The organism is Kutzneria sp. NPDC051319 (assembly GCF_040682195.1).
In the GTDB taxonomy this organism is placed as follows: domain Bacteria; phylum Actinomycetota; class Actinomycetes; order Mycobacteriales; family Pseudonocardiaceae; genus Kutzneria.
Map to the genome: position 1 here is coordinate 1 of NZ_JBFBAM010000121.1, position 17,674 is coordinate 17,674.

Sequence of the window (17,674 nt, forward strand, 5' to 3'; positions counted from 1 at the left end):
CATTCCTCCACTCGGAGTGGAGGAATGGTCCCTTCCGAACTTTTAAGCCTTGACAGTCAGAGGCGGACCGGGTACTGGGGCTCGGGGATGACGGGCTTGATGCGGCCCTCGGTGAAGATGCCGTGCCAGACCATGAACATGAGTAGCGCCCAGATGCGGCGGCTGTGGTCCATGCCGCCGGTGCGGTGCTCCTCGATCATGGCCAGCACCGCCTGCTTGTCGATCAGGTGGTCGGTCTGCGACTGGCGCACGATGTCCAGCGCCCAGGGATGCATGTCCTCGCGCAGCCAGTGCCGGATCGGCACCGGGAAGCCCAGCTTGCGCCGGTTGATCACGTGCGCCGGGATGATGTCGGCGATGGCCCGCCGCAGCGCGTACTTGGTGGTCTCGCGGGTGATCTTCTGCTCCATCGGCACCTGCGAGGCGATCTTGAACACCTCGTTGTCCAGGAACGGCACTCGCAGCTCCAGCGAGTTGGCCATGGTCATCTTGTCGGCCTTGACCAGGATGTCGCCCCGCAGCCAGGTGAACAGGTCCACGTGCTGCATGCGGCTCACCGGGTCCCAGTCCACCGACTCGCGGTAGGGCTTGGCGGTGGCGTCGGCGTGCGTCACCGACGAGCTGTAGGTCCGCAGCACCGACCGCAGCTGGTCGTCACGGAAGATGCGCGCGTTGCCGTAGTAGCGCTGCTCCAGGCTCAGCGCGCCGCGGCGCAGCAGGTCCTTGCCGCGCACACCCTCGGGGATGCGGGTGGAGACGCGGCCCATGGCCTTGCGCAGCGCGCCCGGCACCTTCTCGAACGGCGCCAGCGACAGCGGCTCGCGGTAGATCGTGTAGCCGCCGAACAGCTCGTCCGCGCCCTCGCCGGACAGCACCACCTTGACGTGCTGGCGGGCCTCGCGGGCGATGAACCACAGCGGCACCAGCGCCGGGTCGGCCACCGGGTCGTCCAGGTACCAGGTGATCAGCGGCACGGCCTCCATCATCTCGGCCGCCGACACGGTCCGGACCACGTGCTTCACGCCGATCGCGGCGGCCGACTCGGCGGCCACGTCCACCTCGGAGAAGCCGGCCCGCTCGAAGCCGGTGGTGAAGGCGATGAGGTCCGGGTTGTGCTCCTTGGCCAGCGCCGCGATCACGGTGGAGTCGATGCCGCCGGACAGGAACGAGCCGACCGTGACGTCCGCGCGCATGTGCTTGGCCACCGAGTCGCGCAGCGCGTCGGCGATGTCGGCGTACAGCTTGGTGGTGTCGGCCGGGCCGTGCATCACGCGCGGGCGGAACTTGGGCGTGAAGTAGCGCTCGGTCACGATCTCGCCGCCGGGGGCGAAGGTGAACGTGGTGCCGGACTCGATCCGCCGGATGTGCGTGTTCAGCGACTCCGGCTCGGGCACGTACTGCAGGATCAGGTAGTGCTGCAACGCGCGGCGGTCCAGCTTGGGCTCGATGCCCAGCGTGTCGGCCAGCTGCAGGATGCTCTTCTTCTCGCTGGACATCGCGATGCCGCCGGGGCCGGCCGCGTAGTACAGCGGCTTGATGCCGAACGGGTCGCGGGCGCCGAAGATCCTGCGCTCGTCGCTGTCCCAGATCATGAACGCGAACATGCCGCGCAGCCGGGACACCGCCGCCGGGCCCCAGTAGTGGTACGCCGCGACGATGACCTCGCTGTCGCCGTCGGTGTGGAACTGGGCCCCGAACCGCTCGATCAGCTCGGCCCGCAGCTCGATGTAGTTGTAGATCTCGCCGTTGAAGGCCAGCGCGTACCGGTTCTCCTGCCCGGGCGGGCCCCACAGCAGCGGCTGGTGGGAGTGCTCCAGGTCGATGATGGCCAGCCGGTTGAAGCCGAACACGACCTCGCCGCCCTGCCAGGTGTTGACCTCGTCGGGGCCGCGGTGCCGCTGGCAGTGCAGGGCCCCGGCCAGCGCCGGCCGCGCCGCGGCGGCCGCGTTCTCAGTGGGACAGATCAGTCCAAGAAGACCGCACACGTCCTAACCGCACCTCTCATCGAAACAGGGCACTTCCACACCGGGATCGCAGCCCAGTATGCCCATGGCGGGCCGACGCCCGAGCGGCAGGCGGGCCGCCGGCGCCAGTTGGCTCGCACCGGTAGACGCGGCACCCGGCCCGCCCGTTGCCCGACCCGTGCCGTCCCGATCCGTCTCGATCACCCCCGAAGGGTGGCCCCGCACCGCCTGGGTTAGGCTCCGGTCTGACTGACGGCGGGGTGCCGTCACCGCTGCTGAGCAGCGGATGGTGTGGTGTCACACGTCACGCCAAGGCCCGTCACGAGGAGGCAGCGAGCAGTGCGCCTGATGGAGGGCACCCGGAAAGCACGGGTCGCCAAACTCGCCGGGCTGGCCGGCCTGGTCGCGGTTGCCGCAAGCGGCTGTTCGACCGACGAGGTCCTGCGCTTCGGCTGGCCGGTGGGCATCACCCCGCAGGCCGACTCGATGCGCGACCTGTGGACCTGGTCCGTGGTCGCGGCGCTCGCGGTCGGCCTGGTCGTGGCGATCCTGATCCTGTGGCCGGTGGTCTTCCACCGCAAGCGGTCGGAGGAGCTGCCCAAGCAGCTCCAGTACAACCACCCGCTGGAGATCGTCTACACCGTCATCCCGGTGGTCATCGTCGCGGTGCTGTTCTACTTCACCGCCACCACCGAGAACTACGTCACGGACAAGAGCCACACCCCGGACGTCACGGTCGACGTGATCGGCTTCCAGTGGAACTGGGACTTCAAGTACGAGAACACCAAGGGCCCGGACGGCAACCCGGTCTCCACGGTGGGCTCCAGCAGCGAGATCCCGCTGCTCGTGCTGCCCACCAACAAGTGGATCCAGTACAACCTGCTGTCCACGGACGTCATCCACTCGTTCTGGGTGCCGGCGTTCAACTTCAAGCGCGACGTGTTCCCGGACCCGGACAAGAACAACCAGGACTCGTCCTTCCAGAACACGATCGACCAGACGGGCGCGTTCGTCGGCCACTGCGCCGAGCTGTGCGGCGCGTACCACTCGGCGATGAACTTCGAGGTGCGGGCCCTGCCCGACGACGAGTTCCAGCAGTACATCCAGCTGCGGGAAAAGGTGAACCCGAAGACCGGCAAGGGCTACACCGCTGCCGAGGCGCTGGCCCAGATGAACTGCGGCGACCTGTGCGCCCCGCTGGCCACCACCACGCACCCGTTCAACACGGACCGCACCTCCCGGACCGGAAGCTGAGGAACAACCGATGAAGATTGAGTCCCGCATCTTCGAGGTCGTCGCCGGCTTCTGCTTCCTGATGGCGATCGTCTACGGCCTGTGGGCCAAGGAGCCGGTCGGCATCGTGGCGCTGACCCTGACCGGCGGCCTGTGCCTGATCACCGGCACGTACTTCCGGTTCGTGGCCCGGCGCATCCCGGAGCGTCCCGAGGACGACACCGAGGCCGAGGTCAGCGACGGCGCCGGCGAGCTGGGCTTCTTCAGCCCGGGCAGCTACTGGCCGTTCGCCATCGCCCTGGCCGCCGCCATCGGCGCGCTGTCGCTGGCGTTCTTCCAGACCTGGATGCTCGTCATCACGGTCGTGCTGGTGCTGATCACCGTGGGCGGCCTGGTCTTCGAGTACCACACGAAGCCCAACCACGAGTGAGCAGTGCTGGTCTCCGCGCTCCGCGCGCTCCGCGCGTAGCTGAAGCTTCACTGAGCGAACGGCCCCGGGCATTCTGTCCGGGGCCGTTTTCGCGCACGATCTGACGTGTGCCGCAACTAGACGACCGAGCCGCGACCCGGCGACTCCTGGACCGCATGGGCTTCGGCCCGCGCCCGGGCGAGCTGGAATCGTTGTCACGGCAAGGATTCGCGGCGGCCTGCGAGCAGGTGCTGGCCCAGGCGCCGGACACCACGCCGCTGCCGGATCTCGGCCCGGAGCCGCCGCAGGCCAGCAAGAAGGCCAGCACCGCGGAGCGCAAGCAGCGGCAGAAGACGTTGCGCGGCCAGCAGACCACGGCCGTGCAGTGGTGGCTGGACCGCATGGTCGGCACCGCCTCGCCGCTGCCGGAGCGGCTGACCTGGTTCTGGCACGGGCATTTCGCCACCAGCGTGCAGAAGGTGCACAGCGCCCGCCTGATGCTGCACCAGAACCAGACGTTGCGCGGCCTCGGCGGCGGCGACTTCCTGACGCTGGCCAAGGCGATGATCGTGGACCCGGCCCTGCTGCTGTGGCTGGACGGCCAGCAGAACAAGGTGGGCGCGGCCAACGAGAACCTGGCCCGCGAGTTCATGGAGCTGTTCACGCTTGGTGTCGGCCATTACAGCGAAACCGATGTGCGCGAGGCCGCCCGCGCGCTCACCGGCTGGGCCGTGAACCGCGACGCGATGACGTCCTCGTTGGTTCCCAAACGACACGACAGCGGCGGCAAGACGGTGTTGGGAGTCACCGGAAATCTCGATGCCGGCGGATTTGTCGACATCGTGGTGAATCGTCCGGACTCGCCGCGTTTCGTGGCGAGCCGGCTGTGGTTCCGGCTGGTCGGCGCGACCCCGCTTGCGGCGGACGCGCTGGACCGGCTGGTCGCGGGTTACGGCACGCAGCGGTCCATCGGGGGGCTGCTGCGCGCCGTGCTCGCTGAACCCGCGTTCCGAGATCCGGCGACGACCCTGGTCAAGCAGCCGGTGGAGTGGGCAGTCGGCCTGATGCGGGCTCTGGGCGTGCAGCCGTCCAAGCTGCCCGTCACTCAGCTGGAGGCCGGCCTGCGGGGCCTGGGGCAGGTGCCGTTCGAGCCGCCCAGCGTCGGCGGCTGGCCGGCCGCGCAGTCGTGGCTGACGACCTCGGCCGGCCTGGCTCGGCTGCACCTGGCGCAGCTGATCGCCGAGCACGTCGACGTGTCACACATCACGTCCGCGGCGGCGGCCGGTCAGGCGCTCGGCGTCGACGTGTGGAGCCAGCGCAGCACTCAGGCATTGGCCGGTCTCAACGGGGCGCAGCTGGTGGCGATGGCCGCCTGCGCGCCGGAATACGTGGTGAGCCAGTGAGAATCAGTCGACGCGGCTTCATCATCGCCAGCGGTGTCGTCGGGGCGGGCGCGCTGGCCGCCGGCGCCACCCAGGTGAACTGGACCGAGCTGATGGCCGCCGCCACCTCGGACCCGCTCAGCCCCGATGACGGCGTGCTGGTGGTCTGCACCCTCTACGGCGGCAACGACGGCCTGAACACCGTGATCCCGGCCGCGGACCCGGCGTACCAGAAGGCAAGGCCGGATCTGGCCTACCAGCCGCACGAGGTGCTCGACCTCGGTGACGGCCTCGGCCTCAACCCGGGCATGAAGGGCCTGAAGAAGCTCTGGGACGACAAGCGGCTGGCCGTCGTGCGTGGCGTCGGCTATCCCAAGCCCGACCACAGCCACTTCCGGTCCATGGCCATCTGGCAGACGGCCTCGCCGGACAGCCCGCAGCCCACCGGTTGGCTCGGGCGCTGGCTGGACGTGACCGGCGACGACCCGCTGCGGGCCGTGTCGATCGAACCCGTGCTGCCGCCGCTGATGGCCGGCCAACGGGCCGCCGGCGCGACCCTGCCGGTGACCGGCCTGAAGTTGCCGACCGGGGCCGTGGGCAAGGCGTTCTCCCTGCTGGGGCAGGCCTCCAGCGGCGAGTCGCCGGATCAGGCCCGGGTCGCCCGATCCATCGCCGACCTGCACACCACCGCCACCAAGCTCGGGCCGGCCGTGAAACCCAGTAGCGGCAACAAAGGCCAGTTGGCGGCGCAGTTGGACGTCGTCGCCGGGCTGGTGGAGGCGGGCGTGCCCACGCGGGCCTATTCCGTGTCGCTGGGCGGTTTCGACACCCATGCCGACGAGAAGGGCACCCAGCAGCGCCTGCTCACCGAGCTCGACCAGTCCCTGTCGGCGTTCGTGGACCGTGTGCGGGGCAAGAAGGTCGTCGTGCTGGTGTACTCGGAGTTCGGCCGCCGCGTCGGCGCCAACGCCAGCGACGGCACCGACCACGGCACCGCCGGCCCCGTCTTCGTCATCGGCGACGGCGTCCACGGCGGCTTCTACGGCGAGCAGCCCAGCCTCACCGACCTCGACAGCGGCGACCTCAAGGCCAGCACCGACTTCCGCGACATCTACGCCACCATGCTCCACACCGTCCTGGGCGAGGACCCGGGAAAGGTCTTGGCGGGTCACGACACCCTGCTACCCAACCTGCTCGCCTGAGCCCCCAACGATGCAGGGAAGGACGCCTTACCTGCGTTCAACGAGGGTAAGGCGTCCTTCCCTGCATGAAGTCAGGGGTTGGCCGCAGCCAACTTTGACGACAGGGCGATCCAGCGGTCCAGGAGTTCGGCGGCGGCGCCGGAGTCCATGGCCTGGGCGGCGACATCCTTGGCGGCCAGGAGATCGGCGTGGATGTCGCTGGTCAGGCCGTTGAACACGGCGACGGCGCCGGCGGCGTTGAGCAGGACGGCGTCGCGGACGGGGCCGGGGCGGCCGGACAGCAGGTCCCGCACCACCTGGGCGTTGTAGGGCGCGTCGCCGCCGACCAGGTCGGCCGGGAGGGCCGGGGCGATGCCCAGCCGTGACGGGTCGATGCGCTCCTGGCGCACGGCGCCGTCCTGGGCGATCCAGGCCGAGGTGGTGGTGGTCGTGGTGATCTCGTCCAGGCCGTCGTCCCCGCGCACCAGCAGCACATGGGCCCCGCGCGAGGCGAAGACGCCGGCCATCACGCCGGCCATGGCCTCCCGAGCGCAGCCGATGAGGCCGTACTTGGGCTGCGCTGGGTTGGAGAGCGGCCCCAGGATGTTGAACGCGGTCGGCACGGCCAGCTCACGCCGCGGCGCCGAGGTGAAGCGCAGCGCGGGGTGGTAGGCGGGCGCGAAGCAGAACCCGATGCCGACCTCGGTCACGCACCGTTGCACGGCCTCGGGCGGCAGCTCGATGGCGACGCCGAGCTCCTCCAGCACGTCACCGGTGCCGCACTTGGACGACGACGCCCGCGCCCCGTGCTTGACCACGGGCACACCGGCGGCGGCCGTGACGATGGCCGTCATGGTCGAGATGTTCACGGTGTGGGCCTGGTCGCCGCCGGTGCCGACGATGTCAATCGCCCGGCCGGCCACGTCCACGGTCCGGGCGTGCCGCAGCATCGAGTCGGCCATGCCCAGCACCTCGTCGGCCGTCTCGCCCTTGGCCCGCAGCGCGATCGCGAAGCCGGCGATCTGCGCGGGCGTGGCCTCGCCGGACATCACCTGGTCCATCGCCCAGCCGGTCTGCTCCGCGGTCAGGTCCTCCCTGACCAGCAGCGCGCCCAGCAGGTCGGGCCAGGTCGGCGTGCTCATCTGGTCGCGGGCGCACCGGACCGCAGCACCTCTGCGACGGTCTCGGCCGCGGCCAGCGGGTCCAGCGGATGCACGATGACGGCGTCCGCCTGCGACCAGGTGGCCAGCCAGCGGTCGTCCTTGCGCCGCACGGCGATGACGATCGGCGGGCAGTTGGTGATCTCGTTCTTGAGCTGGCGGGACAGGCCCATCCCGCCGGTGGGCTGCGCCTCGCCGTCCAGGATCGCCAGGTCGATGGCGCCGCTGTCGACGTGGTAGAGCACGTCCGCCACGGCGCCGACCTCGACGTACTCCACGCGGCCCAGGTCCGGGGCCGGCCGACGGCCGACGGCGGTCACGATCGCCTCGCGGACCTCCGGCCGGTGGCTGAAGACCAGGACCTTCCACGTCTGCGTGCTCATACCGTGATGCTATCTGTGTCACACCTTCAGGTCTGCAAGCAGTCCCACCCGGAGGCGTCGCCGCCCAGCCGCTGGGCCAGCCCCGCCATGCGCGACCGCTCCTGCGCGCAGCTCAGCGCGGTGATGACCTGGGCCCGCAGGGCGTGCAGCCGCACCGGATCACCCGTCTCGACCACCCGCAACTCCCAGCCGTCCTGGGCCAGCAGCTCCCGGGCCCGCGCCACCGCGGCCGCCGGCAGCGTCAGGTGGTGGCGCAGGACGGCCTTCTCGGACGCCCGCAAACGGGGCGATCGGGCCAGCACGGCGGAGTCCGCTTCGGCCGGATCGAACGCTTCGGCAACAACGCGCAAATCAGGGTTGTCCAGGTCGAACGGCAATTCCGCATGCCGTCCGAACAGCGAGCCCAATCGCTCGAACACGCCCATCGCTCTCGATCTCCCCTTGCACCCCACCCGACCGGGCGGCCTGATCCACCGCAGGCAATAATGCGACCCGTGACAACGGCAGCTCCTCCCATCGCTCAGCGGGTCCACTCGCTGAATCGCCCGAACATGGTCAGCGTGGGCACCATCGTGTGGCTGTCCAGCGAGCTCATGTTCTTCGCGGGTCTCTTCGCGATGTACTTCACCGTGAAGGCCCAGAACACCGGCGTGTGGCCGCCGGAGCCCACGCACCTGGACAAGGCGTACGCGCTGCCGTTCACCATCATCCTGGTGCTCTCCTCGGTCACCTGCCAGTGGGGCGTGTTCGCCGCCGAGCGCGGCGACGTCTTCGGCCTGCGCCGCTGGTACGTCCTCACCTTCGTGATGGGCCTGATCTTCGTGCTGGGTCAGGCCAACGAGTACCGGAGCCTGGTCGAGGAGGGGACGACGATCCCCGGCTCGGCCTTCGGCACGGTCTTCTTCCTTGCGACCGGTTTCCACGGGCTGCACGTGATCGGCGGCCTCATTGCCTTCATCTTCCTGCTGATCAGGACGAGGTTGAGCAAGTTCACGCCCGCGCAGGCGACCTCGGCGATCGTGGTGTCGTACTACTGGCACTTCGTCGACATCGTCTGGATCGGCCTGTTCGCCGTGATCTACCTCATTCCCTGACCCAGCCCCGAACTGACAGCAAGGGTTGCCCTCCATGACCACCACGCCACCCGCCGACGCGGCGGGTACGCCCGGCCCCGCGGGGAAGCGGGCCCGCTCGCGGTCCAAGTTCAAGCGGCGGGTCTCCGGCCTGCTGGCGCTCGGGATCGCACTGCTGGGCGCGGGCGCGCTGTACTCCCTCGCGGTGCCCGCCCCGCAGACCGCGCAGGCCTCGGACACCAACGCGCTCGTCGAGCAGGGCCGGCAGCTGTTCAACAACAGCTGCATCTCGTGCCACGGCGCGAACCTGGAAGGTGTCAAGGACCGCGGGCCCAGCCTGATCGGCGTGGGCTCGGCGGCGTCCTACTTCCAGCTGTCCACCGGCCGCATGCCGCTCTCGGGCGGGCAGAACGCGCAGGCCGCGCGCAAGCCACCGGCCTTCACGCCGGAGCAGATCGACGCGCTCGACGCGTTCATCCAGTCCAGCGGCGGCGGCAAGGAGAAGCCCACCGGCACGGACGCGCAGCTGATCGGCGGTGACCCGTCGCGCGGCGGCGAGCTGTTCCGCCTCAACTGCGCCGCCTGCCACACCTTCACCGGCCGCGGCGGCGCGCTGTCCTCCGGCAAGTACGCGCCGGAGCTGGACGGCGTCACGCCCAGCCAGATCTACACCGCGATGCTCACCGGCCCGGAGAACATGCCGGTGTTCGGCGACCGGCAGCTCACGCCGGACGAGAAGAAGGACATCATCGCGTACATCAAGTCCGTGACCGATGGCAACAACAACCCCGGCGGCAACGCGCTCGGTGGTCTGGGCCCGATCTCCGAGGGCCTCATCGGATGGATCGTGGGCATCGCCGCGCTGGTCGGCGTGACCCTCTGGATCGGAAGCAAGGCATGAGCGGCGACGAGCAGGAGAAGCTGCCCACCGAGGCAGAGCTGGACGGCATGAACCGGGACGAGCTGGTCACGCTCGGCACGAAGCTGGACGGCGTCGAGCTGATCAGCTACGAGGACCCGTGGCCGGTCAAGGGCACCAAGGCCGAGAAGCGCGCCGAGCGCTCGGTGGCCTACTGGTTCGTGCTGGCCGCGGTGGCCGGCCTGGCCTTCATCGTGGCCTTCATCGCGTGGCCGTCCGAGTACGTGGCGCCGGACGCCGACGGGTACTTCTGGTACAGCCTGTACACGCCGGTCATCGGCGTCACGCTGGGCCTGACCGTGCTCGGCCTCGGCGTGGGCGTGCTGAACTACACCAAGAAGTTCATTCCGCACGAGCTGGCCGTGCAGGACCGTCACGACGGCGGCTCGGCCAAGATCGACCAGGAGACCGTGCTGGCCGAGCTGGCCGACGCGGGCGCGCGCAGCACCATCACCCGCCGCTCGCTGGTCAAGCGCAGCGCGGGCGCGGCGGCCGGCGTGATGGGCCTCGGACTGGTCGTGCTGCCGCTGGGCGGCATGCTGAAGAACCCGTTCGCGGACACCAACTCCAAGGAATCGCTGTGGCACACCGGCTGGCAGCCCAGCCAGCCCGGCGAGAAGGTCTACCTGCGCCGCAACACCGGCGACTCGGGCGAGGTCGTGCTGATCCGCCCCGAGGACCTGGACGCGGGCGGCTTCGAGACGGTGTTCCCGTTCCGCGAGTCGGAGCGGGGCAACGAGGAGGCCCTGTCCGCGGCGCTGCACCGCTCGGACAACCCGGTCATGCTGATCCGCCTGCGCCCCGACCAGAACGTGGTCAAGCGGTCCGGCCAGGAGAACTTCAACTTCGGCGACTTCTACGCGTACTCGAAGATCTGCACCCACCTGGGCTGCCCGACCTCGCTGTACGAGCAGCAGACCGGCCGGCTGCTGTGCCCGTGCCACCAGTCGCAGTTCAACGTGTTCGAGTACGCCAAGCCGGTGTTCGGCCCGGCCGCCCGGGCGCTGCCGCAGCTTCCCATCGAGGTTGACGAAAGCGGATACTTCGTGGCACGCGGCGACTTCATCGAGCCCATCGGCCCCGCGTTCTGGGAGCGTGACTCATGAGCGGCATCACCACGCCGACCAAGCCGGCCAACACGGCGACCCGTGTCGCGGGCGGCGCGGCGAAGTGGGCCGACGACCGGTACCACCTGGCCGCCGGCATGCGTCGCCAGCTGAACAAGGTCTTCCCGTCGCACTGGTCCTTCCTGCTCGGCGAGATCGCCCTGTACAGCTTCATCGTGCTGCTGCTGTCCGGCACGTACCTGGCGCTGTTCTTCGACCCCTCCATGCAGGAGGTCACCTACAACGGCGTCTTCGACAACCTGCGCGGCATCCAGATGTCGCGCGCGTTCGCCTCGACCCTGGACATCTCGTTCGAGGTCCGCGGCGGCCTGTTCGTCCGGCAGATCCACCACTGGGCGGCGCTGCTGTTCATGTCGGCGATCGTCGCCCACATGTTCCGGATCTTCTTCACCGGCGCGTTCCGGCGCCCGCGTGAGGTGAACTGGGTCATCGGCGTCGTGCTGTTCATGATCGGCTCGCTCGAGGGCTTCTTCGGCTACTCGCTGCCCGACGACCTGCTGTCCGGCACCGGCCTGCGGGTCATGTTCGGCCTGATCGAGTCGATCCCGGTCCTGGGCACCTGGGTGGACTGGCTGCTGTTCGGCGGCGAGTTCCCCGGCAACGTGATCCTGCCGCGCATCTACACGCTGCACATCCTGCTGCTGCCCGGCGTGATCCTGGCGCTGATCGCCGTGCACCTCGGCCTGGTGTGGTACCAGAAGCACACCCAGTTCCCCGGCCCGCGTCGGACCGAGCGCAACGTCGTCGGCGTGCGCATCATGCCGGTGTTCGCGGCCAAGGGCGGCGGCTTCTTCGCCCTCGTGACCGGCGTCATCGCGCTGATGTCGGGTCTGTTCCAGATCAACCCGATCTGGAACTTCGGCCCGTACAACCCGGCCCAGGTCTCCGCCGGCTCGCAGCCGGACTGGTACATGGGCTGGACCGACGGCCTGGTGCGTCTGTGGCCGGCCTGGGAGGCGTACCTCCACCTCGGCCACTACACGATCTTCGGTCTGGCCCTCAACCTGGACTGGACGATCCCGGCGCCGTTCCTGCCGTTCATGCTGGGCCTGCCGCTGCTGACCGGCATCGCCGCGGTCTACCCGTTCCTGGAGCGGAAGCTGACCAAGGACACCGCGCACCACAACCTGCTGCAGCGCCCGCGGGACGTGCCGGTGCGGACCAGCCTCGGCATCATGGCGATCACGTTCTTCATGGTCTGCCTGCTGTCCGGCGGCAACGACATCATCGCGGACAAGTTCGACATCTCGTTGAACGCGACCACGTGGATCGGCCGCATCGGCCTGCTCATCGCGCCGCCGCTGGCCTACTGGATCACCTACCGGATCTGCATCGGCCTGCAGCGGGCCGACCGCGAGGTGCTGGAGCACGGCATCGAGACCGGCATCATCAAGCGGCTGCCGCACGGTGAGTTCATCGAGCTGCACCAGCCGCTGGGCCCGGTCGACGACCACGGCCACCCGCACGAGCTGGCCTACCAGGGCGCCCCGGTGCCCAAGAAGATGAACAAGCTGGGCTCGGCCGGCGCGCCGGTCCCCGGCGGGTTCTGGGGCCCGGACCCGGCCGAGGAGGTCACCGCGCTGGAGAGCGCCCGCAAGGACGCGCACACCCGGAGCAACGTGGTGTCGGGGGAGAGCCAGCTGAACCAGGACAAGGAGCTGGCGGGCAAGCCCCAGCAGCCCGACGCCTGACGGTTCTCAGCACCAAGCAGCGGCCCCGGTCCTGAAGACCGGGGCCGCTGTCATGCCTGGGCGGCGAGGGCGTCGCCGATGGGCGTGCGGTGGTAGAGCACGGAGCGGCCGGAGCGGACCCGGTCCAGCAGGCCGGCCTTGCGTAGCACGGTGAGGTGGTCGCCCACGGCGCCCACGGCCAGGCCGAGGCTGCGGGCCAGCTGGGTGGTGCTGGCCGGCGTGTCCAGGGCCGTGAGGAGCTGGGCCCGGGTCCGGCCCAGGAGCTCGGCCAGCGCGCCGGGATCGGGGGTGGTCGTCTCCCACAGGGCAGCGACGCCGCGGGCCGGGTAGACCAGGGCCTTGGGCCACGGGTCCTCGTGGTGCACGGCGACCCCCGGCCAGACGAACACCGAGGGCACCAGCAGCAGGCCCTCGCCCTTGAGGTCGACCGTGCGGTCGCCGGAGGATCGCAGCACCTCGATGCCGTTGTCACGCCAGCGGACTCGGGCGTGCAGGCCGTCCAGCGCCGCCAGCCAGCCCTGCTGGGCCAGGCGGCCGGCCCGGTGCACGACGTCCCGCTCGCAGATGGCCCGCAGCTGCGGCCAGTCCGGGGCGAGCAGGTCGTGCCAGGCCTGTTCCAGCCCGTCGGCGATGCGGTGGACGACGTCGGGGGAGTCGAGGACGGCCCGGGCTTCGTCGTCGGTGACCGGGCCGTAGTTGGCGATCTCCGCGCGGGCCTGGGGCAGCGGCGTTGACCGGACGGCGGCGAGGTCGTCGTCGATGGTCTGGGCCAGGCCCTGGGGCGGCGGAGCCGTGAAGGCCGCGCCCTCCTTGGGCGCGTGCAGGGCCAGCACCGCTCGGAAAGCCGGATCTTGTCGCAGCCGGCGGTACGAAGGCGTGACTCGTGTCAGCCAGGGGCCGGGCAGGCGGTGCTGGGACAGGCCGGCCAGCCGGCGGAGCAGACCGTCCAGCTCGAACAACGGGGACAGCGCGAACCGGCTGCGCAGCAAGTCCTCGCCGCCGACCTCGAACCGGAGCATGGGCCGACCTTACGTCCCTGCACGTAACTTTGGCCGATCCGAGGGCCGGCCCGCAGGCTCGGGGCATGACCTACACCCGTGTGCTGGCCGACCCCTCGTACCGGGTGCTGTTCGCCAGCCGCACCCTCGCCATCACCGCCGACACCCTGCGCATCGTGGCGCTGTCGGTGCTGGTCTTCGCCCTCACCGGTTCGACGCTGCTGGCCGCGGTGGCGTACGGGATCTCGTTCCTGCCGCAGCTCATCGGCGGCAGTCTGCTCGGCGCCGTGGCCGACCTGCTGCCGCCGCGGCAACTGATCGCCCTCGGCTACGGCGTGGAGTTCGGCAGCGGCTTGCTGCTGGCCCTGGCCGACCTGCCGGTGTGGCTGAGCCTGACGTTGGTCGCCGTGGTGTCGATGGTGACGCCGCTGGTCAACGGGGCCGTTGGCCGCGTCGTGGCGGACGTGCTCAGCGGCGAGAGCTACGTGCTCGGGCGGTCGCTGTTCAACCTGGCCTCCTCGGCGGCGCAGCTGATCGGCATGGCCGGCGCCGGGGCCGCGGTGGCCGTGCTCGGGGCGCATCACGCGATGCTGGTCAGCGCCGTGTTGCACCTCGTCGCCGCTACTTGGGTGCGGCTCAGGCTGCCCGACCTGCGGGTCACCGGCGGCACTCTGGCGGCGGCCGTGCGTCGCAGCTGGGCCGGGAACCGGGAGTTGCTGCGGGACCGCACGATTCGGGCCTTGATCCTGGCCCAGTGGCTGCCGCCGGCCTGCGTGACCGGGGCCGAGAGCCTGATCGTGCCCTACGTCGCCGTACGGGGGCTTCCCGTCGAGACCGGCGGCCTGCTCCTTGCGTGCATGCCCGTTGGGATGATGATCGGCAGTTGGCTGGTCGGCCGTTGGGTCGGGGCATCGACGCGGCGGCGGCTGCTCGTGCCGTTGATGACCGTGGTCGGCCTGCCCCTGGTCGGCTTCGCCGTCGCCGGGCTGCCCGTCGTGGTGTGCGGGGCGCTGCTTGTCGTCGCCGGCACCGGCTTCTCCTACGGGCTGGCCATCCAGCAGCGTTTCCGCGACCTCGTGCCCGCCGACCACCGTGGCCAGGCGTTCAGCCTGCTGTCCACCGGCCTGATGACCGCCCAGGGCCTCAGCCCCGCCCTAGCCGGCGCCCTGACCGGCATCCTGCCGGTAGCTCAGGTCATCGCCCTGTGCGGCGTGGTCTCGGTCGCAGCCGTGATCCTGTTCCGCCTACGCGCCACAGACGTTTTGGAGTCTTGCTGACCTCCAACCCAGGAGAGCGCTCGGCCCCGCCCCTGCTTCGCCCGGTTGCTGGATTTTTCGAGGTCCGCCACTCCACGCGCCCCACCACCACGCCGCTGCGGGCCTCGAAAAATCCAGCAAGGGCGAGGCAGGGGCTTAATGGGGGCCGAGCCCCGCGCGGAACGCGCGGCAAAAAGCACAGCGCCGCGACGCCGAAGGCGGCGCCAACAAACACCACTCAATCCAGCCCCACCGAGAAGGACTCCTCGGCGTCGCGGCGGGAGTAGGAGCGGAAGGCGATGTGGGTGTCGGTGTTGAGCACGCCGGGCACCTTGCTGATCTTGCCCGGTACGAGTTCGGCCAGGTCCTCGTGCTTGGCCACCTTGACGTTGGCGATCAGGTCGACGTCGCCGGCGCAGGAGTAGACCTCCTGCACGCCGTCGATGTCGGCGATCGACTGCGCGGCCTCCGGGATGGACTCGGCGGTGGCCTGGATCAACACGATCGCCGTGATCACGACGGGACCTCCTGTAATGGTTCGACGACCTGCCGATGGTAGGGCAAGGATGGCCCGATGAACTGGACCGTCCGCGCCGCCGTCCCCGCCGACGCCGAGGAGCTCACGCGGCTGCGGGCCGTCATGTTCGAGGCCATGGGCCGTGACGTGACCCTCGGCGACTGGCAGCGGCCGTCGGTGACGGTCTTCCGCCGTGAGCTGGGCGGCCCGCAGCTGGTCGCCACGGTCATCGACGCCCCGACCGGTGGCCTCGCCTCCTGCGCGGCGGCCTTCGTGCGGCTGGATCTGCCCCGCCCCGGCGAGACGGGCACGGTGTCGGCTCACCTCCACAACGTCTGCACCGACCCGGCGTGGCGGCGTCAGGGCCTGGCCCGCCTCGTCGTCACGGCGCTGGTCGCCCAGCTCGACGAGCTCGGCGTGCGGCGGTCCGACCTGCACGCCAGCGAGGACGGCCTGGGGCTGTACGAGAGCCTGGGCTTCAAGCCGTACGGCGGCGGCATCGAGATGGTCCGGCGGCTCAGTTGATCCCCGCGTAGACGGCCCGGCCGGCGGCCGCACGGTCCACCCACGCGCGCCAGCCGGCGGCCGCTTGTGCCGGCTCGGACCAGGGCGTGTCGCAGTAGACCAGCCTTGTGCCGGGACGGTTGAGCCAGCGCAGCACCACCCCCGTTTCCTCGGCCGGTGCCCCTCGGAGGGGGCCGTCGCCGGGAATGACCGTCTCGGCCGAGGCGACGAGGGCGTCGACCACCGGCATGGGACGTACGCCGCGACGAGCAACCCCGGCGGAGGCGAGGCGGCCGTGGCGCACCACGGAGAACTCCCAGCCGCCCTCGCCGTCCGGGCGGGCGGCGACGAGCTCGGGTAAGGCGGCCAGGGCCGCCAACCGTTGGCTGCGGTCGACTGCGCGGACGAGGTCGGCCAGGCGGTCGCGGCGGATGGCGGCCTCCTCGAAGCGTTCGGCGAGGGCGAGCTCCTCCAGCTGCGAGGCGAGGGTGTCGAACGGCGTGAGGGCACGGCCGGCGATGAGGTTCCGGACGGCGCCGGGGGCCACCGAGTAGTCGGCGACGTCCTGACGGCCGGCGCAGGGGGCGCGGCAGCGGCCCAGCTCGGCCAAAGCGCACGGCGCGGCCCGAGCTCCCTGGGCGGGGATGCGGATGCTGCACGTGCGCAGGCCCGTGGCGTCACTTAACGCAGTAGCGGCGGACTCGGCCGACTGCCGCGAGCGGAACGGGCCCAACGCGCCGTCACGGGGCCGCCGCACGATGGACAGCCGCGGGAACGCCTCGTCGGTCAGCGTCACCCACCAGCCGCCCTGCTGGTTGCGGGACTTCCGGTTGTACTGGGGCTTGTAGGCGGTCAGCAGCCGCAGCTCACGCACCTCGGCCTCCAGCGAATGCGCGCACACCACCGAATCCACGCGCACGGCCAGGGCGACCATCTCGCGGATGCGGCCCCGGCTCTCGCTGCCCGTGAAGTACTGGCGCACGCGGCGGCGCAGGTCCGAGGCCGTGCCGACGTACAGCACCTCCTCCGACGGGCCGCGGAACAGGTACACGCCCGGCTCCGACGGCAGGTGCGCGGCCAGGGTGCGCTTGCGGCGCTGCGCGGGCGTGACGTCGGGCAGGTAGTCGAAAAGCTCCTCCAGCGACTGCACGCCCATCGGCCCCACCCGCTCCAGCAGGCCGTGCAGCACGTCCACCGTCGCGCGGGCATCGTCCAGCGCACGGTGGTTCGGCGTCGTCGACGTGCTGAACAGCTCGGCCAGCGCGGACAGGCGGCAGCTCGGGGCCTCCTCGCGTGACAGCACGCGGCGGGCCAGCCGCACCGTGCACAGCACCGCCGGCTTCGGCCACGCGTAGCCGTGCTGCGTGCAGGCCGCCTTGAGGAAACCCGTGTCGAACGGCGCGTTGTGCGCCACCACCACCGCGCCCGCCGCGAACTCCAGGAACGCCGGCAGCACCTCGTCGATCGGCGGCGCCGTGTACACCATCGCCTCGGTGATGCCGGTCAGCCGCACGATCTCCGGCGGGATGCCCCGGCGCGGGTTGATCAGCGTGCCGAACTCGCCCAGCACCTCCCCGCCGCGCACCTTCACCGCCCCGATCTCGGTGATCGCGTCCTCGCCCGGCCGGCCGCCCGTGGTCTCCAGGTCCACCACCACGAACGTGGTCTCCCGCAACGGCGTGCCCAGCTCGTCGAACGTCAGCTGGCCCAGGTCATCAGCAGTCGTGGTCATGGTGATCGAGATGCTGCCAGCACCCCCTGACAGTTTCGGCCGCGGCCGATGCAGGGAAGGACGCCTTACCCGCGTTGAACGCGGGTAAGGCGTCCTTCCCTGCATCCGGATTGCCGCCAACTGGGTGAGCTGCGGTGTTGTTGTC

17 protein-coding genes are annotated in these 17,674 nt (G+C 70.5%); 10 read left to right on the forward strand and 7 right to left on the reverse strand.

The window, feature by feature from the left end; all coding sequences use genetic code 11:
- Positions 1–56 precede the first annotated feature (56 nt).
- Positions 57–1,985, reverse strand: a complete 1,929-nt coding sequence (asnB, locus tag AB0M73_RS47985; protein ID WP_363906607.1) for an asparagine synthase (glutamine-hydrolyzing) — start codon at positions 1,983–1,985, stop codon at positions 57–59.
- 327 nt (positions 1,986–2,312) lie between these two features.
- Between asnB and coxB the strand changes: the two genes are divergently transcribed.
- The 4 genes from coxB to AB0M73_RS48005 all read left to right on the forward strand — a co-directional run bounded on the left by coxB (position 2,313) and on the right by AB0M73_RS48005 (position 6,190).
- Positions 2,313–3,218 carry a cytochrome c oxidase subunit II gene (coxB, locus tag AB0M73_RS47990; protein ID WP_363906633.1) on the forward strand — a complete coding sequence of 302 codons (906 nt, stop codon included), beginning with the start codon at positions 2,313–2,315 and terminating at the stop codon, positions 3,216–3,218.
- 10 nt (positions 3,219–3,228) lie between these two features.
- Positions 3,229–3,627, forward strand: a complete 399-nt coding sequence (locus tag AB0M73_RS47995; RefSeq protein WP_043717596.1) for a cytochrome c oxidase subunit 4 — start codon at positions 3,229–3,231, stop codon at positions 3,625–3,627.
- Between the two features lie 107 nt (positions 3,628–3,734).
- The gene (locus tag AB0M73_RS48000; protein ID WP_363906609.1) at positions 3,735–5,009 is read left to right on the forward strand and encodes a DUF1800 domain-containing protein; all 1,275 of its coding nucleotides are present in this window, start codon (positions 3,735–3,737) and stop codon (positions 5,007–5,009) included.
- Positions 5,006–6,190, forward strand: coding sequence for a DUF1501 domain-containing protein (locus AB0M73_RS48005; RefSeq protein ID WP_363906611.1), 1,185 nt, complete (start codon positions 5,006–5,008; stop codon positions 6,188–6,190). The genes AB0M73_RS48000 and AB0M73_RS48005 overlap by 4 nt, the downstream gene beginning before the upstream one ends.
- A gap of 71 nt (positions 6,191–6,261) precedes the next feature.
- Here the strand turns inward: AB0M73_RS48005 and trpD are convergent, their stop codons facing one another.
- The 3 genes from trpD to AB0M73_RS48020 are packed head-to-tail and all read right to left on the reverse strand — an operon-like array spanning position 6,262 to position 8,137.
- Complete coding sequence (gene trpD / locus AB0M73_RS48010) at positions 6,262–7,311, reverse strand: anthranilate phosphoribosyltransferase (RefSeq protein ID WP_363906613.1); 1,050 nt, start codon at positions 7,309–7,311, stop codon at positions 6,262–6,264.
- Entirely contained in the window at positions 7,308–7,712 is a 405-nt protein-coding gene (locus tag AB0M73_RS48015) for a hypothetical protein (RefSeq protein WP_363906615.1), read from the reverse strand. Before AB0M73_RS48015 ends, trpD begins: the two co-directional genes overlap by 4 nt.
- A gap of 26 nt (positions 7,713–7,738) precedes the next feature.
- Positions 7,739–8,137: a hypothetical protein gene (locus AB0M73_RS48020; protein ID WP_043717584.1), complete on the reverse strand. Its 399-nt coding sequence runs from the start codon at positions 8,135–8,137 to the stop codon at positions 7,739–7,741.
- 60 nt (positions 8,138–8,197) lie between these two features.
- On the opposite strand from AB0M73_RS48020, the gene AB0M73_RS48025 reads away from it, so the two are divergent.
- From AB0M73_RS48025 to AB0M73_RS48040, 4 genes are read left to right on the forward strand one after another with little or no spacing between them, the layout of a single operon-like run.
- Positions 8,198–8,806 carry a heme-copper oxidase subunit III gene (locus AB0M73_RS48025; protein WP_084579350.1) on the forward strand — a complete coding sequence of 203 codons (609 nt, stop codon included), beginning with the start codon at positions 8,198–8,200 and terminating at the stop codon, positions 8,804–8,806.
- A gap of 34 nt (positions 8,807–8,840) precedes the next feature.
- A complete protein-coding gene (locus AB0M73_RS48030; RefSeq protein WP_363906618.1) occupies positions 8,841–9,686 on the forward strand; it encodes a c-type cytochrome in 846 nt (281 codons plus the stop codon).
- The gene (locus AB0M73_RS48035) at positions 9,683–10,810 is read left to right on the forward strand and encodes a ubiquinol-cytochrome c reductase iron-sulfur subunit (protein WP_363906620.1); all 1,128 of its coding nucleotides are present in this window, start codon (positions 9,683–9,685) and stop codon (positions 10,808–10,810) included. The genes AB0M73_RS48030 and AB0M73_RS48035 overlap by 4 nt, the downstream gene beginning before the upstream one ends.
- Positions 10,807–12,522: a cytochrome bc complex cytochrome b subunit gene (locus AB0M73_RS48040; RefSeq protein ID WP_363906622.1), complete on the forward strand. Its 1,716-nt coding sequence runs from the start codon at positions 10,807–10,809 to the stop codon at positions 12,520–12,522. Before AB0M73_RS48035 ends, AB0M73_RS48040 begins: the two co-directional genes overlap by 4 nt.
- Positions 12,523–12,572: 50 nt before the next feature.
- Here AB0M73_RS48040 and AB0M73_RS48045 read toward each other — a convergent pair whose 3' ends face one another.
- Entirely contained in the window at positions 12,573–13,541 is a 969-nt protein-coding gene (locus AB0M73_RS48045) for a DUF5937 family protein (RefSeq protein WP_363906624.1), read from the reverse strand.
- Positions 13,542–13,606: 65 nt separating this feature from the next.
- Between AB0M73_RS48045 and AB0M73_RS48050 the strand changes: the two genes are divergently transcribed.
- On the forward strand, positions 13,607–14,797 hold the full coding sequence (locus AB0M73_RS48050) for an MFS transporter (protein ID WP_363906626.1): 1,191 nt from the start codon (positions 13,607–13,609) through the stop codon (positions 14,795–14,797).
- Positions 14,798–15,014: 217 nt separating this feature from the next.
- Here the strand turns inward: AB0M73_RS48050 and AB0M73_RS48055 are convergent, their stop codons facing one another.
- Entirely contained in the window at positions 15,015–15,293 is a 279-nt protein-coding gene (locus tag AB0M73_RS48055) for an Lrp/AsnC ligand binding domain-containing protein (RefSeq protein ID WP_363906628.1), read from the reverse strand.
- Positions 15,294–15,350: 57 nt separating this feature from the next.
- On the opposite strand from AB0M73_RS48055, the gene AB0M73_RS48060 reads away from it, so the two are divergent.
- Positions 15,351–15,818, forward strand: a complete 468-nt coding sequence (locus AB0M73_RS48060) for a GNAT family N-acetyltransferase (RefSeq protein WP_363906630.1) — start codon at positions 15,351–15,353, stop codon at positions 15,816–15,818.
- Here the strand turns inward: AB0M73_RS48060 and AB0M73_RS48065 are convergent.
- Positions 15,811–17,529, reverse strand: a complete 1,719-nt coding sequence (locus AB0M73_RS48065) for a DEDD exonuclease domain-containing protein (protein ID WP_363906631.1) — start codon at positions 17,527–17,529, stop codon at positions 15,811–15,813. The genes AB0M73_RS48060 and AB0M73_RS48065 overlap by 8 nt on opposite strands.
- Between the last annotated feature and the right edge of the window lie 145 nt (positions 17,530–17,674).